The sequence below is a fragment of the Leucobacter sp. HNU genome (genome assembly GCF_047946755.1).
GTDB lineage: Bacteria > Actinomycetota > Actinomycetes > Actinomycetales > Microbacteriaceae > Leucobacter.
Map to the genome: position 1 here is coordinate 574,516 of NZ_CP178837.1, position 13,815 is coordinate 588,330.

The window sequence follows — 13,815 nt, forward strand, 5'->3', positions numbered from 1 at the left end:
GGATCACGGTGATGCGCAGCTCGACGACCGCGGCGATCTCGAGGCCGCACACGGCGACCTCGCCGTCGGCCATCGCGGCGTGCACGTCGCCGACCGCGAGGCCCGCGCCCTCCACGGCGACGGGCAGGTAGAGGGTCGTGCCGGCGGTGATGCGGCGCGTATCCATGTTGCCGCCGTGGCCCTTCGGGGTGCCGGTCGGCACGGATTCGTCGGCGGGGGCGGTGCCGATCACCCCGATCATGGGGGAGATCGGGATGCTGAGGCGGTCGCTGAAGCGGATCAGTCCATCGCTCACGGGGATGCGGCGGGTGCGCTCCTCGACCGTGCCGGGGAGCACGCCGAAGTCGGGGTGCGTGGTCATGGTGCCGACGGAGTCGACCTCGATCGAGAGGATCTCGACTTTGAGCGTGTCGCCCGGCCGTGCGCCACGCACCGCGATGGGGCCGGTCGCGGGGTTCACGTCGTCCCAGCCGACCGAGCTGAACAGCTGGGACTCGTCGGTGATGGTGTTCGAGAAGCAGTCCATCGTGGTGAGGCGCACCTCGTCGCCGGAGTCGATGGTGAGGACCGGCTCGTGCTCGGGGGCGAGCGAGAGGACGGCGTGGTCTGCGGGAAGAACGTGCACGGTGGGCTCCGGTTTCACTCGGGGAGGCGCCGAGGGCGCCCGAAGAGGTATAGCTGCTAGACCTATGCAAGCACGCGCGGCGGCCCCGCACCACTCCCGCGCGGCTGCGAGCCGGTGCCGCGCTCCGGATCAGACCCGCTCCGGATCAGACCCGCTCCGGATCAGGCCCGCTCCGGAGCCGGGCCGGGCAACGGGGCCGCGGTGCGGGCCCGCACCGCGGCTTCGGTGCGGGTCGCGACGCCGAGCTTGCGGAGGATCGCGGAGACGTGCACGCTCGCGGTCTTCGCGCTGATGAACAGCCGCTCGCCGATCTGCCGGTTGCTGAGTCCCTCGGCGACCAGGTCGAGTACCTGGCGTTCGCGGGAGGTCAGCTCTTCGACGCCGGACGCGGCACCGGCGGGCGGGGTGCTGGGCATCGCGAGACCGGAGCCGTCGGCCGCGCGGCGCAGGCCCGCGGCGTCGAGGAACTCTGCGGCGCGATGCCGCAGCCGATCGTGCCCGAGCCGTTCGGCCCGGTCGAGGGCATCGGCGCCGAGGTCGGCTGCCGCGGCGCGGTCGCCGGCGGCCGCGCGTACCCGCGCGAGTTCGAGGCGCACGAGCGGGGCGAAGATCGCGGGGACGCCGTCGCCGTCTGCCACGGGGATCGCCTCGGCGAGCGCCGCGGAATCGGCGTCGAGCACGGCGTCGAGCACGGTGCCCCAGCCGGGAATCTGCAGTTCGCGGGGACGCGAGCGCCAGGCGGTGCGGAGCGCGTCGGCAGTGGACGCGGCGACATCGGTGTGGCCGTCGGCGCGCAGGTCGGCGACGACCCGCGCGCCTTCGAGGAGGATCCTGATCAGCTGCGCGGTGCGGGTGCCCTCGTCGTCGAGCGTGCGCTGCAGGGCCTCCGCGGCGCGCAGGGGATCGCCGGCGCCGAGCGCGATCAGGATCTCGACGCTGCGCAACGAGTACCAGACCTGACGCTCCACCTCGGAGGTCGCCTCCGCTCGCGGGCGCCACTCGGCGAGCAGCGCCTCGGCCTCGGCGATCCTCCCGCGCCAGACCAGGGTGCGGACGCGCGACATGGTCGAGTAGAGGCGGAAGATCTGCAGCGTGCGCACCTGCAGGTCCCGCGCCGTCGCCGCCTCGGCGCGGTCGATCTCGCCGAGCTCGATCAGCGGTTCGACCATGTTGTGGGACAGCACCGAGCCGGTCGCGCGCTCGACGCCCAGGGTGCGCGAGTGCGCGACGCCGAGCTCGGCGACTTCGACGGCCTCGCGGAAGCGGCCGATCAGGTTGAGCGTGTCGGCGTAGTTGACGCGGTGCCGTAGCTGGCTGTCGTGGTCGAGCGCGTGGTTCCAGGAGAGCTCGAAGTCCGCGAGCCCGGCCGAGACCTGGCCCAGGTGCACCCGCGCGCAGCCGCGCAGGTTCGCGGCGACCGACATCGCGTTCTCGGAGCCGGCTGCCTCGGCGATGCGGAAGGCCTCGTCGGAGGTCGCGACGGCCTGTTCGAGTCGAGCGCCGGTGAGGTGGCGTCCGCCCAGGAAGTTGAGCAGGCTGGCGCGCAGCTGCGCCTCGCCGGGGTCGCCGTCGATGACCTCGATGGCCTCCAGCAGCAGCGGTACGGTGCCGTGCCGCCCGAGGTTCTGCAGGTAGAGCGCGCGGTCGCGCAGGAGGCGTGCGCGCACCGCGGGTCCGACCGTCGCGGGGTCGAGCTCATCGAGCGCGAGCGTGACCACCGCGAGCGCGCGCTCGCCGTCGCCTCCGTTGCGGAGGATGGATCCGAGCCTCGCGAGGAACGCGATGCGTTCGACGCCCGCGACCGCGGCCGCGTCTGGCACCTGATCCCACAGTTCGAGGGCGAGCTCGCCGAAGCGGGCCGCGGTGGAGAACGCGTAGGCGTTCTTCGCCTGCTGCATCGCGCACACCGCCGCCGCGAGCGCGCGCGTCGCATCGCGCGCCTGATGCCAGTGGTAGGCCAGAGCCGCCTCGGATCCGCCGGATCGCTGGAGCAGTTCGGCGTAGCCGCGGTGCAGCCGCGCGCGCTCGCCGGGGAGCAGGTCCTCGTGCACGGCCTCGCGCAGCAGCGCGTGACGGAAGCCGTATGCCTCGCCGTCGCGGATGGTGAGGATGCCTGCGGTCACGGTCTCGCGCAGCGCGTCGTCGAGTCGTTCGTCGCCGGCGGCGAAGAGCTCGGCGAGCAGTTCGTGCGCGATGGGGCCCTCGGACCCGGACGCCAGGCGGACGATGCGCTGGGCGTCATCGCCGAGGCTGTCGAAGCGGGCGAGGAGCACGTCGCGCAGCGTGTCGGGCAGTGGCCCTTCGGGGTGCAGAGCAGCTCCTCGACGAAGAACGGGACGCCCTCGCTGCGTTCGACGAGGTGCGCGAGTTCCGCGTCGTCGACGGCGCCGCGCAGCCCGACGACGAGATCGCGCACGGCGACGGCGTCGAGCCGGGTGAGCGGCAGCCGTTCGAGGAGCCGGGCGCGTTCGGCTTCCGCGAGGAACGCGCGGATCGGTCCGCCGCGACGGACCTCGTCGACGCGACAGGTGAGGAGGAACAGGACCGCCCGCCCGGCGAGCGCGCGGAGCAGGAACGACAGCATCGACAGCGTCGCGGCATCGGCCCAGTGCAGGTCTTCGACGACGACCACGACCGGGCGGGTCGCCGCGGCGGCCTCGAGGAGGTTCGCGATCGTCTCGCCGAGCCCCTCGGGACGGATCGCCGAGCGATCGATCGGTCCGGCGGTGCGCTCGGGAAGGAGGAGCTGGAGGGCGTCGCGACCCGGGCCGGCGGCCTCGTCGGCGGCGTCGCCGAGCGCCTCGAGCACGCCGCGCAGGATCGCCGGGAGCGGACCGTAGGGGGCCGGGGTCGAACCGTAGTCGAGGCACCAGCCCGTGACCACGGTGGCCCGGCCGGTGATCGCGCGCTGGAACTCGGCCGTGAGGCGCGACTTGCCGATGCCGGCTTCGCCGCCGATGAGCTGCGACGCAGCCTCGCCCGACTCGGCACGACCCAGCGCGTCGTGGAGGCGCGCGAGCTCGGTGTCGCGGCCCACCAGCGCGGCGGAGGCGGTGGCGAGTGGCATGGTCTCATCCGGCCACCGGCCACCGACATTCGCGGCGGTCCCGATCACGCCGGGCGAGGGGTGCGGTCGCTCGCGCTCCCGGCGTGCTCGCACGCGGTGCGGGGGCCCACCGTGCGCGGTCCAGCGGCGGTGGTCGGGACGCGGCGGGCGGCGAACGCGGCCAGCGTGCGGCCCACGATCCCGACGCGCGGAACGACCTGATCCGGGCGTTCGGCCGCGAGGCGCGCCCGTTCGGCCCGCGCTGCGGCCTGCGCGATCTCCTGCTCGGCGACGCGGTATCCCATGTAGGTGTTGAGGTCCATGATGCTCTCCCTGTCTCGGTAGGTCCTACGTTCCTCGCTCAGGACCCTCGGCCCCATCGGGCAGGTGCCCTATTTTTCGCCGGGGGATCCTTATTCCGGGCGCTCCCTTCGCCGCCGTACCCCGTTTCCCGTCGAGATTGCAGTCGTGCATGGAATAGGGCTTCATTCCTTGGACAACTGCAATCTCGGCGGGAACTGGGGCGCGAGGTATTACGGTGCGGTAAGGATCCGGCCGTTCCGCAGCCCGGCGTGCCTATCCTGAGCGCATGAACGGTCGCAGAGCGCTCGCCGCAATCGCGGGAGTCTCCGCCGCGCTGCTCGGCGTCGGCGCCGGCGAACTGGCCGCGGCGCTCGTCGCGCCGGCGTCCGGGCCGTTCGCAGTGATCGGCGGCACGCTCATCGATGCGGCCCCCGCCTGGGCGAAGGACACCGCGATCGCCTGGTTCGGCACCTCCGACAAGGCCGCCCTGCTGACCGGAATCGCCGTCGCGCTGCTCGTCGTCGCGGCGGTCGCGGGACTCTGCGAAGCCCGCTGGCGGCGCACGGGCATCGTCGCCTTCGTCGCGTTGGGCCTCGCGGTCGGCGGGCTGTCGCTGACCCGGGCCGAGGCGTCCGAGCTCTCCTGGGCGCCGTCGCTGCTCGCCGGGTTCGCCGCCGCGGGTGCGCTCCGGCTGCTGCGGGACCGGTTCCCGGGGCCCGCGCCGATCACGCAGGCGGAGCCGCACCGTTCGGAGCCGCACCGAGCAGAGCCTCTCCGCGCGGAGCCAGGATCCCGGCCCGCGACGCCGCAGCCGACCTCGGCAGGGGAGCCGACCTCAGCCGGGGAGCCGGTCCGGATCCTCGACCCCTCACGTCGCCGCTTCCTCGCCTGGGCGGTCGGCACCGCCGCGCTCGGCATCGCGCTCGCGATCGCGAGCACGGCCGCGCGAACCGGATCCACCGCGGTGGCGAACGTGCGCAAGGCGATCCGGCTGCCGCGTCCGGCGACGCCCGGGCCCGCGATCCCCGCGGGCGCCGAGCTCGATGTGCCGGGCATCACGAAGCTCATCACTCCGAACTCGGAGTTCTACCGGATCGACACCGCCCTCATCGTGCCGACGGTGGACCCCGCGAGTTGGAAGCTGCGGATCCACGGCATGGTCGAGCGGGAGATCGAGCTGAGCTGGGACGAGCTGCTGCGGCTGCCCATGACGGAGACGACGGCGACGCTGTCGTGCGTCTCGAACGAGGTCGGCGGCGACCTCGTCGGCAACGCCGTCTGGCTCGGGGTCCCGATCCGCGAGCTGCTGGCCCGCGCGAAGCCGAGCAGCGGCGCCGACATGGTGCTCTCGACCTCGGTCGACGGATTCACCGCGGGGACGCCGCTCGAGACGCTCACCGACGATCGCGACGCGCTGCTCGCGATCGGGATGAACGGCGAGCCGCTGCCGTGCGAGCACGGTTTTCCCGTGCGCATGGTGGTGCCCGGGCTGTACGGCTACGTCTCGGCGACGAAGTGGGTCACCGATCTCGAGGTGACCCGATTCGACCGGGCGACCGCCTACTGGACGGATCGCGGCTGGTCGGCGCGCGGCCCGATCAAGCTGGAGTCGCGCATCGACGTGCCGCGGGCGGGGCGAACGCTCGCCGCGGGGGAGACCGCGATCGCGGGAATCGCCTGGCAGCCCCACGTCGGGGTCGCAGCGGTCGAGGTACGGATCGACGACGGTCCGTGGCAGCGGGCGACCCTCGCCCCGGCGATCTCGGACGACACCTGGGTGCAGTGGAGCCTGCCGTGGACGGCGGATGCCGGTCGGCACGAGATCCGCTGCCGCGCGATCGCCCGGGACGGCACCGTGCAGACGGGCGAGGTCGCGCCGCCCGCGCCGGACGGTGCGACGGGCTGGCACACGATCCCGGTGACCGTCGGAAGTTGACCGAGCATGGAGGCTGAGACTGGAAACTCTGCGTCGATAGTCTATGCGAATGGCAAACCGCACGATTCTTCAGCTGGCGCTTCATTTCGGCACGTCGCAAGGCTGGCTCCTTGAATTCCTGAGGGACAGCATGAAATCACCAATCGAGCATCGGGAATTTTCCGATGATCTCGTCCAACTTGTGGAGCGATTGATCCTTCAGTCCGGAACTCGGCCTCCACTGGGTTGGGGGCTTGAACCAGGCGATACAGTGCGACGCCGGGCCTTGCACGAGGCCTACGGGGGGCAGCAACAAGGCGGAATCTCTACTCCAAAGAGGATCCCAGACGTATTGATCTTTACTGATCCTGCGGCTGGAAGGAGATATGGATACGACGAGTTCGAAGGGCTGAGCGAGGACGGGATCTACGCCTATACCGGAGAAGGGCAGACCGGGGACCAACGTCTAGTGCGTGGGAATCTTGCTATCCGCGAGGCTGCCGCGCGGGGCAAAACTATCCGCCTGTTGCGGACCAACGGTATCTTTGCGACCTACGTGGGGGTGTTCGAACTGTGGGATCCGCCGTTGCGGATGGAGACCATTCCGGACGTTGAAGGCGAGCCACGGCGAGGGATCATCTTCAACCTGACTCCGATCACTGCGCGGGTTGACCTCTTGCCGGCTTTCGGCGGTGAACTGCCCCCTGCCGACCAATTCTCAGACGACATGGCTCGAATTTCTCTTTGGACCCCTCCGGAATACTTCGACCTGACGATCGAGGGAGACGGGGAGCCGCTTCCAAATCGGAGGGTCGTGTCTCGGACCGAATTTGAGCTGCAGGCATCATTCGGCGAATGGCTGATCAGTCGCGATACCGCGCCCTGCCGGCTACAGCTCAGAGCGGGAAATACCATGATTGAGCCTGATTTCTACGTTCCTGCTCTGAACTGGATCGTGGAAGCGAAGAGGTCCACTGCTCGTGCCTTTGTGAGAACCGCTATCGGGCAGGTGCTTGACTACACCTATGTGGCCAAGCGCGCAGGGGTGCGGGCTGATCCGGTGATCCTGCTACCGGGCCGCCCAGAAAACGAACTGCTGGGTCTCGCGGCGAGCCTCAGCATCCGCGTAGTGGCGCCGACGAGGAGCGGGTTTGAAGAGCTCTAGAGAGGCTAGGACTCTCGTGCCTCTGCGACAAGCACTCGGACCGCGGGGATATCTGGGGCCGCCCATGTAAGTCGCTCTAGCTCACTGGGCGAAATCCATATGAGTTGATCATGATCAGTGCTCCGAGAGGGTCGAGTGCTCAGAAGATATGCTCGAAAGCACGTGAGTTCGATGGCGCGTCCTTCTACGATCGTGACGTCAATGGTTACTTGATCACCAACTTCAATCGCCGTGTTGAGCTCCTCGTGGATTTCACGTCGGAGGGCCGACTGGGGGGATTCGCCGAGTTCAATCTTGCCGCCAGGGAACTCCCAGAGGCCTCCTGCGGATCGTTCTGGGTTTCTTCGGCAAGCCAACACCTCACCTGCGCTCACAATGATCGCGGCGACGACTCGCAGTCGATCTGGGTCCCTCGTTCGAGTGTGCTCCTGATCGGGCATGCCGCCAGCCTAGCGAAGGCTGAGAAGCGTGGGTTCTGAGCATGTGGTCCCCGGCTCAGGCCCCGCGCCCCGCTGCCGCCGCCCCGCCGTCGGCGCCCGACGCGAGCGCCTCGCGCACCCCGCGGTGCAGGTCCTCGTGATCGTCGGACGTCAGCGCTTCCGTGCCGTCGAAGTCGTAGGGCTGCCCCGCGCCGGTCTCGATGAGCGATTTCAGGCTGCCGGTGACGAACATGCTCCAGGCGTTCGTGCAGACCTCATAGCACTCGACCTCGGGGGTGAGGCCCTCGTGCGCGAACACGACGGTGGTGCCCGTTCCGTCTGCGGCGGGGGAGATGTCGAACGCGACGGTGGTTCCGGTCCACTCCTGCGTGTCCGAGACAAAGTCCAGGTGGCTGCCTGTCACGAGCCAGGCGACGCGGCACCCGGGCTCGAGCTCGGTGACCCGGAATCCGCTGTAGTGGAGGCCGGGGACCACGTAGACGAATTCGTCGCCGACGGCGGTGGTGGTGCCGGTGATGCGTCCCCACCAGTCGGGGACGCGGAGGATCGCGTCGTATGCCTCCTGCGAGGTCGCGGCGACGGTGATCTCGGCGGTGTAGTTCGGGCTCATCTCGGGCTCCTTCGTCCAGTGAGGATCACGTTGCTTGCGTGATGCAAGTGAGCCTAGATCGATCACTTGCATCACGCAAGTGATACGGTCTGAGCATGTTGGGAAAGCGCTACGACACCCAGGTCTGCTCGATCGCCCGTTCGCTCGAGCTGGTCGGCGAGCGCTGGAGCCTGCTCATCATCCGCGACGCCCTCTTCGCCCGGGTGAGTCGCTTCGGCGATTTCCAGCACAACCTCGGCATCGCGACGAACGTGCTCGCTTCGCGCCTCGACGCCTTCGTCGAGAGCGGGATCATGGAGCGCAGCGGCGCGAGCGACTACGCGCTCACGGCCAAGGGGCGGGCACTCGCCGTCTCGCTCATGGCGCTCACCGAGTGGGGGGATGAGTGGGCCTCGCCGATCGATCCGCCGATCCTGTACCGGCACCTCGACTGCCCCTCCGCCGGTGCGGAGGATCCCGGCGCGAGCGCAGTCAGCGCCGTCGCCGAATGCGCGAGCTGCGGGCGGGTACCCGCGGACGAAGTCGGCGTGCGGGTCGGGCCGGGTATGCCCGCCGAGTACCTCGCCGCGCGTCGCGGCGGATCGCGAGCCGGAGCCTAACGGCGGCCCGCCCGACCCCAGCGGATCAGCGGCTCAGTCCGCGCAGTTCGCGGCGCGAGCGCAAGCCGAGCTTCGACAGCACGTTGCGCATGTGGAAGGCCACGGTCGCGGGGGAGAGATAGAGCCGCTCCGCGATCTCGCTGTTGGTCAGCCCGGATCCGGCCAGAACCGCGACTTCCCGTTCGCGACCGCTGAGGGCGCCGAGCGCGCGGTCCGCTTCGGAAGCGGGGGCGTCGCGCAGCAGCGCGATCTTCCGGAGCGCGGCGTGGGCGCCGAGCGGCCCGAAGCCCTTCGCCGCGACGCTCAGCATGCGCGCCCCCGCCTCGCCTTCTCCCGTGGCGAGCAGCAGCCGTCCGGCATCGAACGCGGCCTGGGCCCGCGGGCCGGGGAGCCCCTGCTTCGCCGCCCGCCGGTACGCTCGGATCGCCCGGTCGTGCAGGCCGTAGGCCTCGGCGACGCGCCCTTCCAGCCAGTCGAGGCTGCCGAAGACCGGCGCCCACGTGTCGCCGGCCAGTCCGGTGAGCCGTGCCAGCTCGCGGTCCGCCTCCTCGGCCCGCCCCAGCGCGGCCAGCGCATCCACCCGGTAGGTGAAGATCGAGGTGCCGGCCAGCCAGCGGGATCCGATCCGCTCGTCCGACAGGATCTCGAGCACCTCCTCCGGCCGGTCCTCTGCGCGAGCGCGGACCACCGCGGCGAGGAGTTCGAGCTCGACCCCCATGGTGTCGTAGGCCGTGACCGTCACCTCGGCGGCCGTGCGGAGGTCGCGCTCGTACCCCTCGGTGTCGCCGGCGGTGGCGTGCAGCACGGCGCGCAGGAGATAGGAGAGCGGCCGGGCCGAGACGTCGATGCTGTCGAGCACGGTCGCGATCGCCTCCTCGAGACGTTCGGCCGCCTCGGCGGTGCGGCCGAGCAGCCAGGCGCAGTACGCCTGCTGCACCCGCGCGTGGCCGATGCTCCACCCGGCGACCCCGGCGTCGCGCAGCCGGGCCACGCGTTCGAGGTCGGCGGCGGCCTCCTCGATCCTGCCGATCCCGCCGAGGTGCCCGGCACGGCAGACGAGCGCGTCGGAGAGCGCGGGGGAGTCGACGGCTGCGTCGATGCGTGCGCCGAGTGCGACGAGTTCCGCCTCGGTGCGTTCGCGGAGCCCCAGGCGGTCGGCGGAGAGCACCAGCAGCGCGGTCGCGCGGAGTCCGACCTCCGCTGGCGCGGGGAGGGGCTCAGTCGCCGGTCGGTGACCGGCTCGGGCCGCTCGGCGAGCGCGTCCGCGAGGCCGCGGGTGCGATCCAGCAGCGCGGGCAGCGGGCCGTAGTCGCCGGTGGTGAGCTGGATCATGACCGCCAGCATCGCGGTGTGCAGTTCGAGGGTGCGTGCGTCCGGATGGTCGATCGGTGCGGCGAGCAGCTCGGCGGCGAAGCCGGCGGCCCAGGGGATGTCGCCGGTGATCTGCTTGGTCTGCAGCAGGGCGAGGTCGCGCAGCGGCGAGCTCGGCATCCGCTCGAGCTCGGGCAGGAGGTCGAGCACCGAGGGGCTCACGAGCTCGGCCGCTGCGAGGATGCAGATCTCGACGACGAGCTCATCGCGCAGCCGCGGGCCCGCCAGCGCGGACGCCCGTCGCAGGTACTCGATCGCGCGATCGGGCTGGCCCTCGGAGACGGCGCCGGCGGCGGTCGTGCGCACCTCGGCCAGGAGCAGCGGGTCCAGTTCCTCGGCCGCGTCGAGTCGGCAGTCGAGCGCTCGGTGCGCGCTCGACAGGGTGTCCGCGGCGGCGACCAGCACCGCGCGGCGTCTCGCCGGGTCGATGCGGGTCGCGACATCGGCGGCGTAGAGGTCGTGGAACGGCGCGATCCCGCGGTCGCCGGCGGCGACGAGCAGCCCTTCGCCGAGCGCCCCGGCGATGTCCGCGGGCTCGCCCAGGCGGCTCGCGACTCCGAGGAGTTCGTGCCGGTCGAGCGAGCCGCGCAGGACCGACGAGATCTCGACGGCCGAGGCGACCGCTTCCGTATCGCCGGTGCCTACGCCGTGGAACGGGTTCTCCGGGACGATCGGGAACTGCACGTCCTCGTCCCAGTGGCTGCGATCGGGAGCCGTGCGCTCCATCCCGGCGACGAGAGCGTCGATGTGCACGGGCAGCCCGCCCGAGAGGTCCCTGATCCGGTCCGAGAGCCGGAGCGAGATCTCGCGCCCGTGGACGCGCGACGCGTACTCGCGTACCCCGGCGGCGTCCAGCGGATCGAGCGCCAGTGCGCGGACCTCGCCCCAGGCGGTCGGGTCCGCCTCTGCGATCGACTCCGCGAGCGCCGTGACCCGCGGCGCGTGCCCGCTGAGCACGACGAGGAGCCCGCCGTGCGCGACGCGGCCGAGCACGAACCGCAGCACGCCGGCCGACGCGTCGTCGATCCACTGCGCGTTGTCGACGACGACGCAGAGCGGCCGGACGGACGAGACGCCGCGGGTCAGGGCGGGCAGCAGCAGGCGTCCGGCGGAGAGCAGGTCGAGCGCGGTCGGCGCATCGAGCAGGCCCTCGCGGACCCCCGCGGCGCGGGCCACCTTGTCGGCCAGGGCGAACGGGAACGACTGCTCGAAAGCGTCGGCCGCGGTCGCGACGATCCGAGCCCGTCCTTCGCCGGCGGCGAGCAGCTGCCGCACCCAGGTGCTCTTGCCGACCCCGGCAAGACCCGTGACGGCGACCAGCGCACTGCGCGCCCGCCGAGCGGCTTCGAGCACGGCACCCGGATGATCCGCCGGGTCGAGCGCGGGATGCGGGATCGCGGCGGGCGCGGGAAGCATCGGGTGGTCCTCTCGAACGTGCGGGTGCGACGGTGCGTGAGCCGATGCTACTCGCAACCGCGCCCATCAGCGACGGATAGGTTTCGCGTCCCGCGCGGAAACGGTTCCCCGCGGCGACCTAGATTCCGATCGGAAACGTCTCCCGATGAAAGGACCGATCATGCTCGGCCTCCGTCCTCCCGCCCGCAGGCGACGTGCGCTCGCCGCGGGCCTCACCGGCACCACGCTGGTCGCCGCCGCACTCGTCGGAGGGTTCGCCGCGGCGACTCCCGCCGCGGCCGCGACCGACGTCGCCCCCTTCGCCATCGGATCGCTCTCGGGGCAGGAGTGGACGGTGCCCGCGGGCGTGCACGCGATCACGGTCGACGTCGCCGGTTCGGCCGGAGGCGGCGGGGGATCCGTCAATTTCCCGGGCACCGACTGGTCGATCACCTCCGACGGGGCGGGCGGTGCCGGCGGACGGCTGCTCGCTCGGATCCCCGTCGAGCCGGGGCAGACGCTCGTCTTCTATACGAGCACGATGGGCGGCCCCACCGGATCGAAGTCGAACCCGGGAGGCGGCGGGGCCGGCTGGCTGCGCGGAGGCAATGGGAACACCGGATCGCTCGAGGGCCGCGCCGGAGGCGGCGGCGGCGGAGCGAGCGCCGTCCGGATCCGCACGGCCGCCGGTGACCACGAGCTGGTCGTCGGCGGCGGCGGTGGCGGCGGTGGCGGCCTCGGGGGCGCCTTCGTCGACTACCGCGGCGGCGTGGGCGGCGCTTCCGGCCAGGCGGGAGAGAACGGCACGGGCGCCGGGCACGGCAACGGCGGCGGGTTCGCGGGCAACGGCGGCGACGGCACGCGCGGCGGCAACGCCGCGAACAGTTCTTCGGCCGGTGGCGGCGGTGGTGGCGGAGCCGGCATCAACGCGGGCTTCGGCGGCGGCGGTGGCAAGGCCGGTGGCGGTGGCGGCGGCGGTGGCGCCGGTGGACAGAGCTGGATCGACTCCGGCGCCGGCGTGCAGCTCCTGCAGGATCAGCGCTACTGGGGCGGCAACGGCTTCGTGCAGCTCTCCTACACGATCGAGCAGGGCACCTCGCTCTCGGCGGTCACGACGCAGAGCCGCTCCGTCTACGGCGCGCCCGCCACGATCACGGCCGCGGTCGCGAACACCGAGGGTGGTGCGGTGCCGACCGGCACGGTCACCGCGTCCGAGGGCGGCACCGCCCTCGCCTCGGCCCCGGTGGCCGCCGACGGCACCGCGAGCTTCCCCGGGCTCGTCACGGCCGTCGGAACGCACGCGCTCGAGTTCGCCTACGATCCGGGCGATGCGCCGTTCGCGCCGGCGACCGGAACGCTGACCCAGATCGTGGATCCGGCCCCGACGCACTTCGCGGACCTCGCGGGCGCCGCGCCCGCACAGGTCGGCGCACCCCTGACGATCACCGGCCGCGTGCTGGCCGGGTCGGCCCCGCAGATCGACCCGGAGGCCGGGACCCCGGCAGCCGCGAACGACGCCCGGGTCGCGGATCCCGCGGCGCCGAGCGGCTCGGTCACCGTCTCCACCGGGAGCGGGGTGCTGGGGACGGTGCCGATCGCCGCGGACGGCTCCTTCGAGTTCCATCCGGCCTGGACCCCGGGCACCTCCGAGTTCACCGTCGACTACGCGGGCGACGCCGACTATTCGGCGGCGCCCCAGGGGGCAGTCTCGGTCGACGTGGCGAAGGGACGAACGGCGACCTCCCTCGGACTCGATCTCGGCTCGATCCAGGTCGGGACCACGACCACTGCGACCGTGACGACCACCGTTCTGACGCCCGCGGCCATCGAGCCCGGCGGATCCGTGCAGCTCACCCTCGACGGCGCTCCCTTCGGTGCCGCGATTCCCGTCGGCGATGCGGATCCCGCGACCGTGGAGCTCAGGGGCCTGGCCGTCGGCACGCACGTGCTGCGCGCCGCCTACGGCGGAGACGCGTCCTTCGACGGTTCGCACAGCGCGGAGGTGAAGATCGTCGTCGCGGCGGCACCCCCGGTGCCTCCGGTGCCGCAGGTGCCGAAGCCGACCCCGACACCGCTCGTCGCGGGCGGCCCGGCGGTTCTGACGCGGACGGGGATCGGCTCTGCATCGGCGCCCGCGGCGGTGTTCGGTGCGCTCGCCATCATCTGCGGGGCGGCCGCAGCGACGGCGGCCGCGGTCCGTCGCCGGAACGCGATGGGCCCGCGTCGGTAGCGGCGGGAGGCCGCGCCGCGTCCGGCGCGACTCCGGCGCTGGCCCGACGACCTCGTCACCGGGCCAGCGCCACAGCGCTCGCCGAGACGGCGAGCAGGGCGAGGTAGGTCCAGGCG

Annotated in this window: 11 protein-coding genes and 1 pseudogene; 4 read left to right on the top strand and 8 right to left on the bottom strand. The window is 72.0% G+C overall.

The window, feature by feature from the left end; translation table 11 throughout:
- Positions 1-7: 7 nt before the first annotated feature.
- The 4 genes and pseudogenes from AB3K78_RS02765 to AB3K78_RS02780 form a co-directional block, all read right to left on the bottom strand.
- Positions 8-643, bottom strand: a pseudogene (locus tag AB3K78_RS02765) (acetamidase/formamidase family protein); the annotation flags it as partial.
- 143 nt (positions 644-786) lie between these two features.
- Positions 787-2,523 carry a LuxR C-terminal-related transcriptional regulator gene (locus AB3K78_RS02770; protein ID WP_416447289.1) on the bottom strand — a complete coding sequence of 579 codons (1,737 nt, stop codon included), beginning with the start codon at positions 2,521-2,523 and terminating at the stop codon, positions 787-789.
- Between the two features lie 221 nt (positions 2,524-2,744).
- Complete coding sequence (locus AB3K78_RS02775) at positions 2,745-3,692, bottom strand: ATP-binding protein (protein ID WP_416445971.1); 948 nt, start codon at positions 3,690-3,692, stop codon at positions 2,745-2,747.
- 44 nt (positions 3,693-3,736) lie between these two features.
- Positions 3,737-3,994 carry a hypothetical protein gene (locus tag AB3K78_RS02780; RefSeq protein ID WP_416445973.1) on the bottom strand — a complete coding sequence of 86 codons (258 nt, stop codon included), beginning with the start codon at positions 3,992-3,994 and terminating at the stop codon, positions 3,737-3,739.
- Positions 3,995-4,260: 266 nt separating this feature from the next.
- Between AB3K78_RS02780 and AB3K78_RS02785 the strand changes: the two genes are divergently transcribed.
- Both AB3K78_RS02785 and AB3K78_RS02790 read left to right on the top strand, forming a co-directional pair.
- Positions 4,261-5,910 (top strand): molybdopterin-dependent oxidoreductase, encoded by a 1,650-nt coding sequence (locus AB3K78_RS02785; RefSeq protein WP_416445975.1) that lies wholly within the window; start codon positions 4,261-4,263, stop codon positions 5,908-5,910.
- Between the two features lie 49 nt (positions 5,911-5,959).
- Positions 5,960-7,054, top strand: a complete 1,095-nt coding sequence (locus AB3K78_RS02790) for a hypothetical protein (RefSeq protein WP_416445977.1) — start codon at positions 5,960-5,962, stop codon at positions 7,052-7,054.
- A 5-nt stretch (positions 7,055-7,059) separates the two neighbouring features.
- On the opposite strand, the gene AB3K78_RS02795 is transcribed toward AB3K78_RS02790, so the two are convergent.
- Both AB3K78_RS02795 and AB3K78_RS02800 read right to left on the bottom strand, forming a co-directional pair.
- Positions 7,060-7,494, bottom strand: coding sequence for a (deoxy)nucleoside triphosphate pyrophosphohydrolase (locus AB3K78_RS02795; RefSeq protein ID WP_416445979.1), 435 nt, complete (start codon positions 7,492-7,494; stop codon positions 7,060-7,062).
- Between the two features lie 55 nt (positions 7,495-7,549).
- On the bottom strand, positions 7,550-8,104 hold the full coding sequence (locus AB3K78_RS02800) for an SRPBCC family protein (protein ID WP_416445981.1): 555 nt from the start codon (positions 8,102-8,104) through the stop codon (positions 7,550-7,552).
- A gap of 95 nt (positions 8,105-8,199) precedes the next feature.
- Between AB3K78_RS02800 and AB3K78_RS02805 the strand changes: the two genes are divergently transcribed.
- A complete protein-coding gene (locus tag AB3K78_RS02805; protein WP_416445983.1) occupies positions 8,200-8,703 on the top strand; it encodes a winged helix-turn-helix transcriptional regulator in 504 nt (167 codons plus the stop codon).
- A 25-nt stretch (positions 8,704-8,728) separates the two neighbouring features.
- Here the strand turns inward: AB3K78_RS02805 and AB3K78_RS02810 are convergent, their stop codons facing one another.
- Entirely contained in the window at positions 8,729-9,421 is a 693-nt protein-coding gene (locus AB3K78_RS02810) for a helix-turn-helix transcriptional regulator (protein ID WP_416447290.1), read from the bottom strand.
- A 20-nt stretch (positions 9,422-9,441) separates the two neighbouring features.
- Positions 9,442-11,490 carry an AAA family ATPase gene (locus AB3K78_RS02815; protein WP_416445985.1) on the bottom strand — a complete coding sequence of 683 codons (2,049 nt, stop codon included), beginning with the start codon at positions 11,488-11,490 and terminating at the stop codon, positions 9,442-9,444.
- 145 nt (positions 11,491-11,635) lie between these two features.
- Between AB3K78_RS02815 and AB3K78_RS02820 the strand changes: the two genes are divergently transcribed.
- Entirely contained in the window at positions 11,636-13,699 is a 2,064-nt protein-coding gene (locus AB3K78_RS02820; protein WP_416445987.1) for an Ig-like domain repeat protein, read from the top strand.
- The last annotated feature ends 116 nt before the right edge of the window (positions 13,700-13,815 follow it).

What these genes read in the sequence shown, in the direction of transcription:
- AB3K78_RS02800 (WP_416445981.1), bottom strand. Translation starts at nt 8,104, where the DNA reads ATGAGCCCGAACTACACCGCCGAGATCACCGTCGCCGCGACCTCGCAG.
- AB3K78_RS02780 (WP_416445973.1), bottom strand. Translation starts at nt 3,994, where the DNA reads ATGGACCTCAACACCTACATGGGATACCGCGTCGCCGAGCAGGAGATC.
- AB3K78_RS02770 (WP_416447289.1), bottom strand. Translation starts at nt 2,523, where the DNA reads ATGCAGCAGGCGAAGAACGCCTACGCGTTCTCCACCGCGGCCCGCTTC.
- AB3K78_RS02810 (WP_416447290.1), bottom strand. Translation starts at nt 9,421, where the DNA reads ATGGGGGTCGAGCTCGAACTCCTCGCCGCGGTGGTCCGCGCTCGCGCA.
- AB3K78_RS02795 (WP_416445979.1), bottom strand. Translation starts at nt 7,494, where the DNA reads ATGCCCGATCAGGAGCACACTCGAACGAGGGACCCAGATCGACTGCGA.
- AB3K78_RS02790 (WP_416445977.1), top strand. Translation starts at nt 5,960, where the DNA reads ATGGCAAACCGCACGATTCTTCAGCTGGCGCTTCATTTCGGCACGTCG.
- AB3K78_RS02820 (WP_416445987.1), top strand. Translation starts at nt 11,636, where the DNA reads ATGAAAGGACCGATCATGCTCGGCCTCCGTCCTCCCGCCCGCAGGCGA.
- AB3K78_RS02815 (WP_416445985.1), bottom strand. Translation starts at nt 11,490, where the DNA reads ATGCTTCCCGCGCCCGCCGCGATCCCGCATCCCGCGCTCGACCCGGCG.
- AB3K78_RS02805 (WP_416445983.1), top strand. Translation starts at nt 8,200, where the DNA reads ATGTTGGGAAAGCGCTACGACACCCAGGTCTGCTCGATCGCCCGTTCG.
- AB3K78_RS02785 (WP_416445975.1), top strand. Translation starts at nt 4,261, where the DNA reads ATGAACGGTCGCAGAGCGCTCGCCGCAATCGCGGGAGTCTCCGCCGCG.
- AB3K78_RS02775 (WP_416445971.1), bottom strand. Translation starts at nt 3,692, where the DNA reads ATGCCACTCGCCACCGCCTCCGCCGCGCTGGTGGGCCGCGACACCGAG.